This window comes from Kribbella shirazensis, from assembly GCF_011761605.1.
Taxonomy (GTDB): Bacteria; Actinomycetota; Actinomycetes; order Propionibacteriales; family Kribbellaceae; genus Kribbella; species Kribbella shirazensis.
Genome location: NZ_JAASRO010000001.1, coordinates 7431466 through 7448124 on the forward strand (window position 1 = coordinate 7431466; position 16659 = coordinate 7448124).

12 protein-coding genes are annotated in these 16659 nt (G+C 64.3%); 9 read left to right on the forward strand and 3 right to left on the reverse strand.

From position 1 onward, the window contains the following. Positions 1-110: 110 nt before the first annotated feature. Entirely contained in the window at positions 111-863 is a 753-nt protein-coding gene (locus BJY22_RS35470) for a hypothetical protein (protein ID WP_337759741.1), read from the reverse strand. Positions 864-1085: 222 nt separating this feature from the next. Here BJY22_RS35470 and BJY22_RS35475 point away from each other — a divergent pair, with 222 nt between their 5' ends. Next, entirely contained in the window at positions 1086-2333 is a 1248-nt protein-coding gene (locus BJY22_RS35475; RefSeq protein ID WP_167215878.1) for an IS256 family transposase, read from the forward strand. A gap of 671 nt (positions 2334-3004) precedes the next feature. Beyond that, a complete protein-coding gene (locus tag BJY22_RS35480) occupies positions 3005-4336 on the forward strand; it encodes an FAD-binding oxidoreductase (protein WP_167215880.1) in 1332 nt (443 codons plus the stop codon). A gap of 17 nt (positions 4337-4353) precedes the next feature. On the opposite strand, the gene BJY22_RS35485 is transcribed toward BJY22_RS35480, so the two are convergent. After that, complete coding sequence (locus BJY22_RS35485; protein WP_337759742.1) at positions 4354-5283, reverse strand: ABC transporter substrate-binding protein; 930 nt, start codon at positions 5281-5283, stop codon at positions 4354-4356. A gap of 144 nt (positions 5284-5427) precedes the next feature. On the opposite strand from BJY22_RS35485, the gene BJY22_RS35490 reads away from it, so the two are divergent. The 5 genes from BJY22_RS35490 to gdhA all read left to right on the forward strand — a co-directional run bounded on the left by BJY22_RS35490 (position 5428) and on the right by gdhA (position 12383). Then, positions 5428-6435, forward strand: coding sequence for an Ldh family oxidoreductase (locus BJY22_RS35490; RefSeq protein WP_167215882.1), 1008 nt, complete (start codon positions 5428-5430; stop codon positions 6433-6435). 176 nt (positions 6436-6611) lie between these two features. After that, positions 6612-8687 carry a vWA domain-containing protein gene (locus BJY22_RS35495; RefSeq protein ID WP_337759743.1) on the forward strand — a complete coding sequence of 692 codons (2076 nt, stop codon included), beginning with the start codon at positions 6612-6614 and terminating at the stop codon, positions 8685-8687. A 1123-nt stretch (positions 8688-9810) separates the two neighbouring features. Continuing rightward, positions 9811-10506, forward strand: a complete 696-nt coding sequence (locus BJY22_RS35500; RefSeq protein WP_167215884.1) for a hypothetical protein — start codon at positions 9811-9813, stop codon at positions 10504-10506. Between the two features lie 77 nt (positions 10507-10583). Next, positions 10584-10916, forward strand: a complete 333-nt coding sequence (locus BJY22_RS35505) for a HesB/IscA family protein (RefSeq protein WP_167215886.1) — start codon at positions 10584-10586, stop codon at positions 10914-10916. A 111-nt stretch (positions 10917-11027) separates the two neighbouring features. Next, positions 11028-12383 (forward strand): NADP-specific glutamate dehydrogenase, encoded by a 1356-nt coding sequence (gene gdhA / locus BJY22_RS35510; RefSeq protein WP_167215888.1) that lies wholly within the window; start codon positions 11028-11030, stop codon positions 12381-12383. A 41-nt stretch (positions 12384-12424) separates the two neighbouring features. Here gdhA and BJY22_RS35515 read toward each other — a convergent pair whose 3' ends face one another. After that, on the reverse strand, positions 12425-13615 hold the full coding sequence (locus tag BJY22_RS35515; protein WP_167215890.1) for an MFS transporter: 1191 nt from the start codon (positions 13613-13615) through the stop codon (positions 12425-12427). Between the two features lie 171 nt (positions 13616-13786). Here BJY22_RS35515 and BJY22_RS35520 point away from each other — a divergent pair, with 171 nt between their 5' ends. Continuing rightward, the gene (locus tag BJY22_RS35520) at positions 13787-14893 is read left to right on the forward strand and encodes a heterodisulfide reductase-related iron-sulfur binding cluster (RefSeq protein ID WP_167215892.1); all 1107 of its coding nucleotides are present in this window, start codon (positions 13787-13789) and stop codon (positions 14891-14893) included. A 238-nt stretch (positions 14894-15131) separates the two neighbouring features. Next, a complete protein-coding gene (locus BJY22_RS35525; RefSeq protein ID WP_167215894.1) occupies positions 15132-16490 on the forward strand; it encodes an MmgE/PrpD family protein in 1359 nt (452 codons plus the stop codon). Positions 16491-16659 lie beyond the last annotated feature (169 nt).

Below are 16659 nucleotides of genomic sequence, written 5' to 3' on the forward strand. Positions count from 1 at the left end.
CAGCTTCAGAGCAGCTCCGGTCGGTTCCGCGTCCAAACCGCTGCTTCGAATGTCGAAGGCACGCTCTGACCAGAGGCAGCACGACGCGGATCGGGAGGATCGTCGTACGGTCAGCGGCCCCAGCAAACCTTCGGCCAGCCAGTTGCACTCGCAATACTCCGTCGGGCCACAACCGGGCGTAAGCGCGGACCGGACGATGTCTGCCACGGGACGACGCTGGCGCTGAACTCCTTCAGCGTCTTCGCTTGCGCCGTCGACAATCCGCCACCACACATCGGGATACCGGCCCACAACCCACCAGCCTGAAGACCGGCATTCGACACCGCGATCGCATCCATCGGCGAATCAACGATCACCGGAACCGCACCACGATGCAGCAGATCCTTCTGCTCCTCAACACCGACCAGCACGTTGGACGGCCGATGAATCGGCGTCACCGGACTCGCCGACCGCACATCACCATCAGGCCCGATACCCACGAACCCGACCGAGGCCAGTCTGCGATCCCGTGCCACCAGCATCAACTTGTCCCGATGCCGATCAACCGCCTGCCCGTGCTCGTTCCAGACCATCAGGCCGGCCCGCGCCATCGTCCCATACCCGAACCCCTGGCCCCGCAGATGCTCAACCAGGTTCGACCAAGCCGGCGGCGCGTACCCCACCTTCCACGGCGACGCCGCCGACAACACCGACTCCGCCCCATGTGCCTTCAAATACTTCAACGGCCACCCACCCGTTGCCCGAAGCAACTCCCGCCGAAAGTATTGAACCGCAGCAGCATTTGCCTCCAGCATCCGCCGCCGCTCATCCACCGACAACCCAAGATCCTGAGCACCCACAACAACCTCCGAAGCAGCATCCACAAACTGACTGCCACGAAGCCCACCGCGCTCACATCACCGACAGAACCTGGAACCGAACATCAAGGACCCGGCCGGAGGCGGTCACAGCAAAGTGATCCCGCCGTCTGTAGTTGAGTCCCCGATAGTGGTGTAGCGCGGTCGCCGAACTCGTCGTGGACGAGGACGCGGTCATCGCGTGATCCTTCGAGTCAACCTTCCACAGAATCCTCGAGGACCATCACGATGACCGCACCACACATTGTCGACCCTGTCGGTCTGCTTGGCGAGGCGCTCGCCGAAGCCAGCCCTGATCTGATGCGTTCGCTGTTGCAGTCGATCATCAACGCGCTGCTGTCCGCCGACGCCGACGCGGTGGTCGGCGCGGAGTGGGGACGCCCCTCGCCGGGCCGTACGACGCAGCGCAACGGCTACCGGCACCGCGACCTGGACACCCGTGTCGGAACGGTCGATGTCGCGATTCCGAAGCTCAGGAAGGGCACCTACTTCCCGGAGTGGCTGCTAGAGCGCCGCAAACGCGCCGAGTCGGCCCTGATCACCGTCGTGGCCGACTGCTACCTCGCCGGGGTTTCCACGCGGCGGATGGACAAGCTGGTCAAGACACTCGGCATCGACTCACTGTCCAAGTCCCAGGTCTCCCGGATGGCCGCCGACCTCGACGCGGTCGTCGAGGACTTCCGGCACCGGCCGCTCGACGCCGCCGGCCCGTTCACCTTCGTGGCCGCGGACGCACTCACGATGAAGGTCCGCGAGGGCGGCCGGGTCGTCAACGCCGTCGTGTTGCTCGCGACCGGCGTCAACGGCGACGGGCACCGCGAGGTCCTCGGCCTGCGCGTGGCCACCAGTGAGACCGGGCCGGCCTGGAACGAGTTCTTCGCCGATCTGGTCGCCCGCGGCCTGGCCGGCGTGCGGCTGGTCACCTCGGATGCCCACGCCGGTCTCCGGGAGGCGATCGCGGCGAACCTGCCCGGCGCGTCCTGGCAGCGATGCAGAACGCACTACGCCGCGAACCTGATGAGCATCTGCCCCAAGAGCATGTGGCCGGCGGTCAAGGCGATGCTGCACTCGGTCTACGACCAGCCCGACGCGCACGCGGTGCAGGCCCAGTTCGACCGGCTGCTCGACTACGTCGGCGAGAAGCTGCCCGCCGTCGCCGACCATCTCGCCGCGGCCCGCGAGGACGTCCTCGCGTTCACGACGTTTCCCAAGGACGTGTGGACCCAGATCTGGTCCAACAATCCCGCCGAACGCTTGAACAAGGAGATCCGGCGCCGCACCGACGCGGTCGGGATCTTCCCCAACCGCGACGCCATCGTCCGCCTCGTCGGCGCCGTCCTGGCCGAACAGACCGACGAATGGGCCGAAGGACGCCGCTACCTCGGCCTCGACGTCCTCGCCCGCTCACGCCTCACCAGCCACACCAACACCCAACCCGAGATCGAGACCGACGACCTACCAGCACTCACCGCCTAACCCCACCCCAGGATCACGCAGCACTACACCACTTCCAGGGACTTGACCCGTCTGTGTCTGGCTCCTCCAACTGTGTCCGCGCCGACGATGACCGACGTCGCACGGTCGGCCTCTCACGCTCATCGAACGGACCGGGTGTGTCCGCCCACAACCCGGCCGAACGAGCCAGCTGGTTACCCGCCGCATCTATCGCTTCATCGATCAATTCAATGAGCTTCCTGATACTCCAAGCCCTAGCCGCGCCAGAGACCCGCGGCTCTCTGGCATCTACGATTCCCTCACGATCCATGGGGCCGAAGATCGTTTGTCCGACCCGCCCGCAGAACCAGGATGCTGCGATCCAGGACCAGGCCGTGCGGGGCGCCTGATTCAGCGATCGGAATGTGGCTGGTTCCCTCGCGCTGCCGGGCGGTCGTTGATCCCGGCCTATGGATGCCGAACCCGTCTCCTGCAGTAGCCGGACACGATCCGGGAGTCAGCAGGCACCGGAGGACTTTGCTCGGCTATTCGATCGGCATGCGGTAGCGATCCACCGTTACGGCGCCCATCGACTTGGCAGCGACGAGGCTGACGACCTAGCCCCGGTAAGCTCCAGCCCCACATAGTCGATCTATGATATCGCCCTGTGATATCATGCCGTTCTCAGGATAGGCGGTTCGGGAGAAGGTGTGATGGGGCTCGAAAGCTGGTGGAGCAAAGCTCTCGGCGACATTGTATTGCCGGCGAATCCCGACTACGCGGAAGCCAGCTCCACCTACATCTGGACAGGCTCCCCCGCGGTCGTCGTACGACCAAGGGACACGCTCGGCATCGCGGCTGCATTGCGCCATGCCGTGGCCAACGATCTGGTTGTCTCCGTCCGAAGCGGCGGCCACGGAGAGCCTGGGTTCGGAACCAACAACGGCGGCCTAGTCATCGACTTGTCCTTGATCAACAGGGTGCAAGTTCTGGATGCTCACCATCGGGTCGTACGTCTGGGCGCGGGGGCGACATGGACCGACGTCGCGCGAGCTCTGCACCCACATGGATTGTCGATCAGCTCCGGCGACACCGGGACCGTTGGCGTAGGCGGCCTCATACTCGGCGGCGGCATCGGATGGATGATTCGCAAGTACGGACTGACAATCGACACCCTCCTCGCCGCGACGATCGTGACGGCCGACGGCACCGTACTGAGAGTCAGCGCGACCGAGTATCCGGATTTGTTCTGGGCGATTCGGGGCGGCGGCGGCAACTTCGGAGTCGTCGTGGACTTCGACTTGGTTGCCCACCCGTTCAGCTCGGTAGTTGGCGGCACCATCCTGTATCGGATGGATGACGTGCCGGCGTTGATGCGCCGGTGGTGGGACGGCGTGCAAGGAGCTGTCGACGAACTGAGTACGGCATTCTGCGTGATGCCTGCGCTTGGTGGCGATCCGCCAATGGTCATGGTGGCCTGCTGCTATGCAGGTGATGACACCGAGGCAGCCCTGGCTGCGATCGACCCTCTGCTGAGGCCCCGCACCGTGATCGGTCACGACATCGCGCTGCGCCCCTACTTCGAACTGCTGCACGATGCCGTCCCACCTCCACCCGGGATCCGCATCGTCAGCAAGAATGTGCTCGTGCCGGAGATGACAGAGAGACTCTTCACCGTCCTGGGCGACATCTTCGGCAGCGGACAGGGCAGCGGGCCTTTCGTGCTTCGTCACATTGGCGGAGAGATGTCAAAGCTGCCGGCCGCAGCGACCGCATTCGCACATCGCGACGCCGAGGTCATGGTACTCGCGAAGACCTCGTTGCCGATCGAGTCGACAGATGAACAGGTGTCGCGGGCGCTTCGGCACTGGGAAGGAATTCAGCCGTTCGGGATCGGCAGTTATGTGAACTTCCACGGCACCGCCACGGCTGATGACATCGCGAACAGCTATCCGGCGGCCACCTACCGACGCTTGGCGGAAGTCAAGGCTGTCTACGACCCGTCGAACCTGTTCGACCAGAACCACAACATCAAACCAGCCTGAAGCAATTCGCCGTACGGTCAGGCCGTGGTGGGGGCCGGGACGTCGAAGGTCTTCGCGAGGTCGGTGAGGATGGACCAGGCGCCCTGCAGACCGACCGCGGTCATCCAGGTGACGTCGGACACCTCGTGGACCTTGGGGGCGAGCGGCTTCCACAGCGGGTTCGCCTTGAACTGGGCCGCGGTCTTGGCGCTCAGGCCCTTCTCGTCGGCGTACACCGTGACGAAGATCGCGTCCGCGTCGGCGTCCTTGATCCGCTCCGGGCTGATCTCCAGCGCGAAGTCCTCGACGTCCTGCGACTTCGGCCGGGCCAGGCCGGCGTCCTTCAGCACGATGCCGGAGAAGCTCTTCTTCTGGTACAGCCGGGTCGGGCCGTCGATGAACCGGGTGATCGAGATGGTCGGGTTCCCGGCCTTGGCGTTGATCGCGTCGCCGACGGTCTTCGCCGCCTTCTCGTACGCCGCGATCTCCTGCTCGGCCAGCTCCTCCTGGCCGACCGCCTTCGCCTCCATCCGGATGTTCTCCTTCCAGGTGGCGCCGGTGGTCTCCGACATGATCGTCGGGGCGATCTTCGACAGCTGCTCGTACTGCTTCTCGTGCCGGACCTTGGCGGAGATGATCAGGTCCGGGTTCAGCGCGGCGATCTTCTCCAGGTTCGGCTCGGCCAGCGTGCCGACCGGCTGCGCCTCGGAGCCGTACTTCGTCCGGTCGTCGCCCAGGTAGTCCGGCAGGCTGCCCTTGATGGCCCGGTACTCGGTGTAGCCGACCACCGGGGTGTCGAGGATCAGCGTGGCGTCGACGTAACTCGCGTCGAGCGCGACGACCCGCTTCGGCTTGGCCGGGATCTCGGTCGTACCCATCGCGTGCTGGATGGTCCGCCCGAAGCCAGCAGCGGCCGCCGGATCGTCCTCGGCGGAGCCGCCGCAGCTGGTCAGGGCCAGCGCGGACACGGCGAGCAGGGCGGTGAGACGGGTCAGACGCGCGGATGCTCGGCAGGAATGAAGTCAAGACTGGGCGTTTAACCCTGATCACAATATCGTGCTACGATAGCATTCTGCGATATCAACCTTGATGACAGGATCACGACTCGACCAATGGGCTCGACGAATCCGACGGTCGGCAACTGGGTCGATGCCGATCAACTGCACCACTTCATCCACCAAGCGCTCGAGCAGTACGGCCTGTCCGTCGCTGACGCCAACCTGCTGGCCGACCACTTCGTCTGGGCCGAACTGCAGGGCATGCCATGCCTTGGTATCAGCAATCTCCCGTGGTACCTCGCCGCGCTACGCGCCGGTGCCGCGGCGACGGCGTCCGGGGAACCGAAAGTTGCCCTCAGACGCGGCGGGTTCCTGGTCGTCGACGCCGAGGACGCCTTGGGACCCTTGGTCGGTCACCGGGTCATGGCCGAAGTCATTGAGACCGCACGGTCGACCGGTGTGAGCGCGGCCCTGATCCGCAATATCACAGGCCCTGTCGCGCAAGGGTACGTCGCGTCGCTAGCTGTGGACGAGCAGATGGTCGGGCTTGCGATGAACAGCGGTCAACCTAGGGAATTGTCGCCTGGAGCCAGCTACGAGGCAGGCGCAATCAACACCCTCGCCATCGCGAGTCCAGCCGGACAGAATCCGCCGTTGATGCTGAACATGGCCAGATCGGGCATCGGCCTCGCGCAGGTCGCCGGCCAGGCTCCATTCGATCCAGTAGCTGCATTCGACGAGATGCTACGCCCGGTCCACGAAAGCTCGTTCGGGCTGGCCATGCTGTGGAAGGTGTTGACCGCCGTCCTGTCCACCAGCGAAACGTCAGCCATCGATCGAAGCTCTCCGACGGATGCCAGCCAACAGCGCAGCGGAAGCATGCTGCTCCTGGCACTCGATCCGACGGTCTCAGTTCCCTACGAGTCGTTCGTATCGAGCGTAGACAAGCTCATCGACCGGATCTACGCCAGCAGTCCGGCCTGTGGCGGCAGTGAGCAGCAAAGATCTCCCGGCATGCAGAACGTGGAGCAGCGCCCTACCAACGGAATCTCGCTGCCAGGCGCTGTGCGGACGATGCTGCGCGCCACGGCCGCCGAGCTCGGCATCTCCCTCGCGGTGTGAAGCGACCAACCAGGAGTTGTTACTACTGTGACAATCAGCCAGGGCGACGATGCACGAGACCCAACCGTCGAGAACAATCCGCCTCCAGCTGCATCTGTGGACCATTCGACGAGCGTTCGCCGCGGGTCGCTGCTCAAAATGTTTGTGGTAGCCAAGCGGCTCTGCTCAAGGATCGCGTGCAGCTGCGCCGATCCCATCGCGTTGTGCCGGTACCTGCCATCGCCGTTTGCACTACCACCAGACGACATCGCTGCCACCTGGTCAGCACGACCAGTCGGCACCGAGACGTCCATGCCAGACGCCGGATCCGGCCGACGAGACTCGGCATGATCACAGTGAAACGCTTGGAGAAAGCAATGTTGCACCATGCAACTGTCCTCGTTGGTGTCCCGCTCCTAATCGCAACGTTTCCGTCCGTCAGCGCGGTTGCAGCTGCCGCCGACGAACTGTCGCCGCTCATGCTGGTGCTGGACTCGTCCGGTTCGATGACCGCGCGAGACGCCGGTGGTAGCGGTACCCGGCTCGATGCAGCCAAGCGGGCCGTGTCCAGCATGGTTGACACCCTCCCGGCGACGGCCAGCGTCGGTCTGACGATCTACGGTGCCGGCACCGGGTCCAGCAGGGCGGAGAAGTCCGCCGGCTGCCGCGACATACAGGTTGTCCGCGCTGTTTCGGTAGTGGACAAGCCCGCCCTCAAGAATGCGGTGACCACGGCCAAAGCACGTGGCTACACGCCGATCGGCAATGCTCTGCGAGTCGCAGCCAGCCAACTGCCCAAGGAGGGCCAGCGCTCGATCGTCCTCGTCTCCGATGGCGAGGACACCTGTGCACCGCCGGAGCCGTGCGAGGTCGCGAAAGAGCTCTCCAAGCAAGGTGTCGACTTGCACGTGCACACGATCGGCTTCCGGGTCGATCCCGCTGCCCGTGCCCAGCTCACCTGCATCGCACAGCAGACCGGAGGCACCTACCATGATGCTGCCGACGCCGATTCCCTGATCGGCGTCCTCGGGCGCGTCACCGAGCGCGCGCTGCGGAAGTACGAACCGGTAGGCAAGCCCATCATCGGCACCGCAGACCCGGGTACGGCGCCGGAAGTGGAGCCAGGCCAGTACCGCGACACACTCAACGCCGTCGAGGAGCGGTACTACGTCGCCGATCTGCAGGCCGGCGACACTGCCTACTTCGCAGCTACCGCGATCCTTCCCCGTGGCAATCCACGCGGCCTCGAGGTCCTGGACATCAAGGTCACCGGCCCAGGCGGAGCGGAGTGCCGGTCCGCACGCGAGATCGAGACCAGGGCCAGGGATGGCAGCGCCCTGACTACCCTCGTGACGTGGGACGGCCTGGCGCCAGGGGGTGCCGCGATCACCGGCTGCACGGATCCCGGGAGATACGCGTTCCGGATCACCCGATTGCACAACCCCGGCAACAATGGCACTGACCGTGTACCAGTCGAGCTACTTCTCCAGGTCGAGGCACCGGTGACCGGCGACAAGGGAGCGGATGCTCAGACCGCGATCGTCGACTTTTCCCGCCCGCCGACTGGTCCAGCCCGTGCGGTGCGCGCAGGAAGCTCGTTCAACGCTGCAACCGCGCTTGCCGGTCCTGGGCGGTACACGGAGACCATCTACAACGGTGAGCTGCTGTTCTACCGGGTGAAGCTGGACTGGGGTCAGGGACTCGCGTACCGCGTGACCTATGGGGGGACCCCAAACGGCCTGACGGCCAACGTCCGCACGAACCTGTACAACCCGTTCCGAGCAACCGTCAACAGCTACACGACAGCCTATACCGGCACCACCGCGGCATTGCCACCCGGCAAGGCGATCGGCACCCCGCGGGTCATGTACCAGAACCGCACGTCGAACGACCAGAACATCCAAAGGGCCGGCGCCAGCGGTTGGTACTACATCGTGATCAAGCTCGGCGTCGGCGTCAGCATCGGCGTCGGCAACAGCGGTGCGCCACGTGGCGTACCAGTCACCCTGGACCTCGCGATCGCCGGGAGCCGCGTTGCCGGGCCTGAGGGCACCACCACCCCGAGTCCTTCCGAGAGCCCGACGCCGGAACCGACCGACTCCCCCGCGGCGACCGCGTCGGAGTCACCTGCCCCCGCCCCTGAAGCTGGAATTCCGGCGGCGTCCGACTCGACATCACCTTGGCTCTGGGTCACCGGCGGCGCAGCTGTGCTCCTAGCAGCCGCCATTGTGACGGGCGCCGTGATCGTCCGCCGCCGGCCACCAGGGCTCTAGAACACGAAGTGGCAAAGGAGACCAGACCGAATCCTCGCACGCTCAGACGCACGGAGCGGTTCCCAGCTGTGACGCCCTCCACTTTCCGGGCCGTCACGACTCGGTACGACGCGGAGGCGATTGAAGGACTCAGCGCCGACCATCGCGAGGTAATCGTCGAACTCTTCTACCACCGACGGACGGTGGCCGAAGGAGCCGCGGTACTTGGCGTTCCGCCCAGCACGGAGAAGTATCGAAGCTACTCCGCGTTGCAAGCCCTTCACACCGCACTGCAAGAGCGAAGACTGACGAGCTCGTGAAGTGTCCACCACCGGCCCCGTCCGCACAGATCAGCTTTGACATAGGCCCAGAGCCTGATCTAGGCAGAGAGAGCTGCGTCAGAGTGCAACCACGGCTGCTGTGAAACCCCCGGGCGAGAAGCTGGAGTGGCCGTCACCCACGATGTCCTCAGCAAGGAGTAGGTCACCGGGCAAGAATGTCCGAGTCTCGCCGGAAGCGGTGATCTGCACCGACCCGGTGAGGCACAGAACCCAGTTGCGGCGAGACTCGGGCCCCTGATCCTTCCGGCAACCGGCCTCTGCCGTGGCAATCCGCATCGCCGACACTGGGAACTCTTCCGTATGCGTCAGCAGGGGGCGACTAGGCGAGGAATCTACGTTGACGTCCGTAAAACGGGCGGAGCCGTCATCGTCGGTGAAGAGGCGTGTGTATCGCATCGTCATGTGCTCCTGATCCGCGACCGTCGTCGTTGAGGTGCGCCTTCTCGGTGGCGCACGTATCCCACCGAGAAGGCGACTACAGTTCACGATATCGCAGTCCGGTATCACGCGCCACCGCCCAGATGCTCCTGTGCGTGGACGCAGCGATCGCAGGTTGCTCCGCCCAATTGTTGACTGAATAGCTGCTGTCCCACAGGCCTTCGCTCCACCCCGCACCCCCAGCGGTAGACCTCCGGAATGATATCGATTATTGCTATCGTCATCAGACTTCAATAACCAACTCATACCGCCGGGAGGCTGAACACGTGTCCGGACCTTGGGGCCAGCCAGAGCAGGGCAACTACTGGCAGCCGAGCACCTCTCCACCATCTCCACCTACTCGCCGGCGCGGCCGGGCCGGACTCATGATCGCCTTTATCGCTGTCGGCATCCTGGCAGTGCTCGCCGCCGGAGTTGGTGTTTTCGTGATCGCGAAGCGTCTCGGTGGCGATGCAGTGGCCAAGGACCCGAAGGTTCTTCCGCCGGTGGCCGCACCACCCACCGAGCCAATACCCGCGCGCCGCAGCCTCCACTCGGCATTGCCCGCCTCCTGCTCACTCCTGACCCCCGCAACCATCCAGGCGATCTATCCTGGCGCCGCCGGCGATGAGGTCGCTACCTCGGACCGCAACCTGGAGGGCCTGAGGCAGTTCAGTCGCGATTGCCGCTGGCAATTCGTCACGGGAGACTACATCCGGTTCCCAATGGTCCAGGCCAGCGGAATGTCCGGCGACAAGGACGCGGAGCAGACCATCACCTTCGCCTACCGGAACAAGGTTGCCCGACTAGGGCCGAACGTCGTCATGCCCAGGGTCGACGGCAAGCGCCAGGTACCGCATCTAGGGAGTGAGGCAACTCTGATCTACGGCTCCGGCGGCGAAGCGTGCCGGATGGCTCGCGTCCTCGTCCGTAGCCGGAATGTCCAGTTCGAGACCGCGTATGGCGGTTGCGACCGCAAGCCAGGGCAACTCCTGCCCACTACTCCGATCGCCGAGGAGACCGCGATCAACGGTGCGCTGATGATGGCGCGTGACGTCCTGCGGCAGATCAACAGCGCCTGAGCGCCGGAGAGTCCGGCCATGTGAAGCGGGGCTACTAGCAAGTCGACACCCCAGCACTATCGCCATACGATATTGATATGTCTCCCCTACTCCCCTCGACCGTGCAACTAACCGCCAGGGCGGCCGCGAAGTTCAAGGAGCTGGACACCACAAGCGCCCAGCCGATCGTTCATCTCTACGTAGCCGGCCGAACGTGCTGTGGCGTGCAGTACGGGATGTCATTCGCCGAGCAGGTCAAGGAGGGCTACTCGGTCAGCGAGGTCGACGACGTCCGCCTGGTCGTGGACCCGGTCAGCCTGCCGTACTGCGAGGGGGTGACCGTCGACTTCATGGAGACCCAGGACGGCTCCGGCTTCAAGGTCGAAGGCCCCGGCGCGGCCGGCATCCGATGCACCTGCGGCGGGCACTGACTGCGCCAACCTCCGGCACCCACTCCGCCGGCGTTGAACTCGTGGAGTTCCACGAGTAGTCTATATCGAATATCGATATCGCTGTGTGAGATGTCGCCGCAGGGAGTGAACATGACCGTCATCGCCGCCCACGCAGGGCTCGACGATGTCTACGCTACTGTCGTCGCCCGAAACGCGGGTGACGACGAGTTCCATCAAGCGGTACATGAGGTGCTCGGCTGCCTGCAGCCCGTGCTCGACCGGCACCCAGAGTACGTGGACGCCAAGATCGTCGAACGGCTGTGCGAACCGGAACGGCAGATCGTCTTCAGGGTGCCATGGACCGACGACCGCGGCCGGATTCAGGTAAATCGCGGGATGCGGGTCGAGTTCAGCTCTGCGCTTGGGCCGTACAAGGGAGGGCTGCGCTTCCACCCGTCGGTCGATCTCGGCATCCTCAAGTTCCTCGGCTTCGAGCAGATCTTAAAGAACGCGCTCACCGGACTGCAGATCGGCGCCGGCAAGGGCGGCTCCGACTTCGACCCTAAGGGCCGATCTGATGCCGAGGTAATGCGGTTCTGTCAGTCATTCATGACCGAGCTTTACCGGCACCTCGGTCCAAACACCGATGTGCCCGCCGGCGACATCGGTGTCGGGCGGCGTGAGATCGGCTATCTGTTCGGGCAGTACAAGCGCATCACGAACCGCTACGAGGCGGGCGTACTGACTGGCAAGGCGCCGGACCGGGGAGGCTCCGTGCTCCGCACCGAGGCAACGGGCTACGGCTGCGCCTACTTCGTTCAGGAGATGCTCGCGACGAGGGGAGACTCATTCGATGGACGCACCGTCGTGCTGTCAGGTTCGGGAAACGTGGCCATCTACGCGATCGAGAAGGTGCATCAGCTCGGGGGCCGAGTGGTTGCCTGCTCGGATTCCACCGGCTACGTCGTGCACGAGAAGGGTATCGACGTCGACCTTCTGAGGCAGATCAAGGAGATTCAGCGAGGTCGGCTCCTCGACTATGCCGAGCGGATCGGGGCAGACGCGACGTACGTCGCCGATGGCCGGGTGTGGGACGTTCCGTGTCACATTGCACTTCCCTGTGCAACACAGAACGAACTGGACGAGCACGATGCCATCAGCCTGGTAGACAACGGTTGTGTCGCCGTCGGCGAGGGTGCGAACATGCCCAGCACTCCTGGCGCGATTGGCGTGTTCCGCGCCGCCGGCGTCGCTTTCGCGCCGGGCAAAGCAGCGAACGCCGGCGGCGTAGCCGTGTCGGCCCTGGAGATGCAACAGAATGCGGTCCGCGACTCCTGGTCGATCGAGCGGGTCGACGACAAACTGCGCGCAATCATGTCGGATATCCATGCGCGCTGCTACGAGACCTCCGAGGACTACGGTGAGCCCGGCAACTACGTACTCGGCGCCAACGCCGCCGGCTTTGTCACGGTTGCAGACGCGATGCTCGCACTCGGCCTGGTCTGAGCCCACCCCGGGCAGAGGTCCTGCCCCTCTTCGAACGGCTCCTACGATCGCTCCGCCGACTGGTCCTGTCGATACCAGCGCAACGCCACCGCAGACAGCGTGGACAGCGCGCAACAACACGGCCCGAGCAGCCAGAACCCGAATGCGTCCAATATCAGGCCACCTATGGTGGACCCAAGCAGTACCGACGCCGCTGTCATCGACGCCCAGATGGACATTACCGTGGCTCGCGCCGACGGCAGCTCCTCGGTGAGCAAGGCGGTGTGGGTCACGTTGCGAGCCCCCACCGTGCCGGCCAGCACGCTGTTGAGCAGGGCGGCGGCGACAAGTCCGACCGGCGCGCTCGTCAATGCAAACGAAACCGCAGAAGCGACGGCAAGCGCGACTCCGAGCACCCGACGGTGTCCCACACGATCTCCCAACCACCCAGCGAACTGGCTGCCGATCAGGGCGCCTAGGCCACTGGTCACCGACGCCAGCGATGCGGCGCTCTGCGACAGCCCGAATGTCACTTGGAAGAACACCACGACGTACGCCGCCCAGATCATCCACTGAAGCGCTGCCACGAAGCCGACCGACAGGAGCACTAGCAGGGGCCGACGGCCGACAACCATCCGGTACAGCTTCCAGTTGCTGACAGCGCCCGCAGTCGGCCTTGACCGGGGCAGTACAGCAGCGGTCACGATGAACGCGAGCATCGCCAGCACGCCAACCATACCGACTGAAACTCGCCACGTTGTCAGATCGGCCAAGATGCCGGACAGCGGTACTCCGACGAATGACATCACCGCCCCGGCACCCATCACGACGGCGACGGCCCGCCCACGATGCGCGTAGTCGAAGTGATCGGCGATCGTCGCCTGCACGCTGGACGCAGCGAGCGCAAACCCCAACCCGGTCAGGAGCCGGGCAGACATCATCAAGCCGAGATCCGGCGCGAGCGCGGTGGCCAGGTGGCCGAACCCGAGAACGAGCAATCCACTGACCAGGAACCGCTTGCGGCCATAGCGATCCGACCATGGCCCCGGAAAGACTCCCAGCACCGCCCCGGGCAGACCGTACGCCGCGGTCGCCAGACCCGCACGGCCGACAGACACGTCGTACTCGTCCGCCATCTGCACCAGCAAGGGGGCCATCGCCAACGTCGAGTACGCGATTGTGAGGCTGACGAGCGCGAGCACGGCCAGTACCAGCCGCCGGCGCGAGGATTCGCTCACCCGATCGGTCGACATACCACCCCCCTTGCTCCCAAGACACGACTCGCACAGCAGTTGGTCCGCCTGCCGTGCCGCCATGCGCAGGTTGGCAGGACATCACTACCGGGGTAAGATATCGCATATCGATATACAGGTTTGAGTTAACCGACAATGCGGGTGGGGCGGGTGCCCGCCGAGGAGGATTCGGTGTCCGAGCAGCTCAGTGCGCAGACAGGCCATTCACCAGACGAGCCGAGGGTCTCGGATCTGACGTTCCAGGAGTTCTACGGGGCGATGCTGGATCGGGAGCGCCTGCAGGTGTCTCGCGACGAGGCGCTGTGGTCCGAAGACGGAGCGCCCCCGGATCGGCAGGTCGACGTCCTCCTGAACTTCGGCTGCAACGTCCGGCAGTCCCCGCATCTGCAGCGTGATGCCGTCGCCGTCTTCCAGGCGCTCGGCGTCGACTTCGCCGCGGTCGCCGGACAGAAGTACTGCTGCGGCAAGATCTACAACGCCTTCGGATTCGGGGACTCAGCCGAGCAAGTTCTCGGCAAGTCCGTGCAACGACTGTCGGCGTACCAGCCCAAGCGCACACTGCAGTGGTGCTCGGCCTGCGAAATGCAGTTCAGCGACGCACTGGAGCCCGGCAGCGACATCAACTTCACCAGCGAGAGCCTCTCGGCTTATCTGGTCGAACGACTCGACGAACTCGGTGACAACGTGCCGTGGGAATCCGAGATGAAGATAAAGGTGCTGGTCCATGGTCACCTGGGCGAGCACCCGGTCCGCGACGCCCATCCTGGCATCGTGATGGAGTTGCTGAGGCGGATCCCTGGAGTCGAGGTCCTCGGCTACGCCAAGTCCCCCGCACTCGATCTGTGCGACAACGCCGGGCCGAAGATCGCAACGATCGGCACCGACGAGTACCACGCCGCACAGGTCGAACTGGAAGACTTTCTCACAGAGTCCGGCGCGGACGTACTGGTCACGATGTACCACGGCTGCACCCGCGAACTCGGCAAGTTCGCCAGTGACAGGCTTACGATCAGGAATTACATCTCCGTACTCGCGACAGCCCTCGGCGTCGCGAACCCCGACCGCTTCTCCGAGTACTGGCGACTGGGCGACCCGCAGAAAGTCATGGAAGCCTCCCGGCCGAACTGGACCTCCTGGGGCATCACCGAAGAAGACGCCCTGCGCCTGGCACACAAGTACTTCGTCCCCAGCTACGCCACCGGCATCCCCGACTGCCCGTGCAATGGAGCCTGTACGCGCACGGGCGCAACCTGGCTGATGCCACACACCAAGGAGTAGCCGCGAACCACAGGCTGCCCCGACCCACCTTCAGACGAGACCACAGCGACGACGAACCAGTACCTACTCGGCGCCGGCGAGAGCCGCTGAGACAACCTGAGTGTTGATTATGAACCAGGAACCAGCATGTAGATATCGTGTGCCAATATCTAGTTCTGGTATCGTGGCTGCCATGATTGACGGAACTCCACGAAGGAGCGTCTCGAACACGCTCCCTCCGACCTTCGGAAACAAGTAGATGTCGACGATCGCCGAACGGCTAGCTAGACATGTCGTCGAACTCCAGTACGAAGACATCCCAGGCATGGTGGTCGAGAAAGCCAAGAGCCACCTCGCCCATCACCTGGGCGCAGTGCTCATCGGACGACAACGCCAAAACGGACAGAACACGCTTCGTGTCGCCGAGTTGATAGGCGGGCCCGATGGTGCATGCTCGGTGATCACGACAGCACGACGGGCCAGCGTCCTCGATAGTGTGCTCCTGAATGCCCTGTTGCCGCCAAACGGCTTCGAGGACTTCGTGCTCCCGCAAGGCATACACCCTGGTGTGGTCACACATCCGGTCGGCTGGGCGTTCGCCGAGCACGAGCACAGGTCGGGCCGTGATCTTCTGACCGCAGTCATCGCCGGCTACGACGTCTTGGGCAGGCTGTGCGATCCGGCGCTGTCCTGGGGGCGCGTCGAGCCCTCGCATTTCGTTCTCGAGGCGTTCGGCGCTGCCGCAACCGCGTCAAAGCTGCTGGAGCTGTCCGTCGAGGAGACGTTGTACGCTTTCGGGCACACTGGACTACAGACCGGTCGGCGTGTTGGCGAAATCGGACCCCATGCGGTGCTCATGCATCCATGGATCGCTCGCCATGGTGCAACCGCCGCAGTTCTCGCCAAAGCCGGCGTCACCGCACCGACGGATGTCCTTCAAGGCGAGCAGGGTGTGCTCAACATCGTTTTCGCGAGCGCGGACACCAGCTGGATCGAGGCGGAACTCGAGACGCTCGGCGAGCATTTCACAATCACTGACACCCATCCCAAGCTGCCAGGCTCACCGAATGCAGTTAACAGTGCCCCGCTCGGAATCACCAGGCGACTGATGCAGGAGCACGCCCTTGACTACGCGCGAATTGAGCAGGTTGCTGTTTTCATCCCTCAGGAGCGCCAACTGGTGGAGGAGCAGAGAAGTGCGATGCTCACGGCTCCATCATCCTGGTCAAGCAGGGACGTCTCATTGCACTACCTGGTCGCGTCAGTGATTGCCGATGACTGGGTGGGCGCGGGCGGTCTCGATGGGCAGTCGCGCACAGTCCTCCGCGCGGCGCTCGACAAAGTGCACCTCCGGTACGAGGCGGGGCGGCCGATCCAATACGCGCGAGTGGAAATAACCACTGCCGATGCGGAGATCTACAGCGGCGAGAATGCTGATCTCGAGTCGTCTGCACCGCAGCTCGACTGGGAAGAGTGGCTGACCGACAGCGGCCTGAATGTTCTCTCTGACCGAAGTCTCAATCGGCTTCTGAAGTTGATGCGCCACCTCGAGGACGTGTCCACGGTCACCGACGTCTTGGCCTGCCTTGTCTGTCCGCCATCGCCGCCACGAGAATGACACCTCGCCAGTTCGCCTCAGCGCGGAGATCTGCCCAAATCGCAATGCGATATCGTCTAGCCGCCGCCTGACACTTTCGAGCAGGAACAGACGCACCGGCTGCACACAAGGGTCTGGCAGCGAGGCCGGAACCACTGTAAGATATCGCATATCGATATAGCTGAGACCG

Excerpts from the sequence above, each read along its gene's own strand:
- BJY22_RS35475 (WP_167215878.1), top strand. The coding sequence starts at position 1,086 with ATGACCGCACCACACATTGTCGACCCTGTCGGTCTGCTTGGCGAGGCG.
- BJY22_RS35505 (WP_167215886.1), top strand. The coding sequence starts at position 10,584 with ATGTCTCCCCTACTCCCCTCGACCGTGCAACTAACCGCCAGGGCGGCC.
- BJY22_RS35525 (WP_167215894.1), top strand. The coding sequence starts at position 15,132 with ATGTCGACGATCGCCGAACGGCTAGCTAGACATGTCGTCGAACTCCAG.
- BJY22_RS35515 (WP_167215890.1), bottom strand. The coding sequence starts at position 13,615 with ATGTCGACCGATCGGGTGAGCGAATCCTCGCGCCGGCGGCTGGTACTG.
- BJY22_RS35490 (WP_167215882.1), top strand. The coding sequence starts at position 5,428 with ATGGGCTCGACGAATCCGACGGTCGGCAACTGGGTCGATGCCGATCAA.
- gdhA (WP_167215888.1), top strand. The coding sequence starts at position 11,028 with ATGACCGTCATCGCCGCCCACGCAGGGCTCGACGATGTCTACGCTACT.
- BJY22_RS35500 (WP_167215884.1), top strand. The coding sequence starts at position 9,811 with ATGATCGCCTTTATCGCTGTCGGCATCCTGGCAGTGCTCGCCGCCGGA.
- BJY22_RS35480 (WP_167215880.1), top strand. The coding sequence starts at position 3,005 with ATGGGGCTCGAAAGCTGGTGGAGCAAAGCTCTCGGCGACATTGTATTG.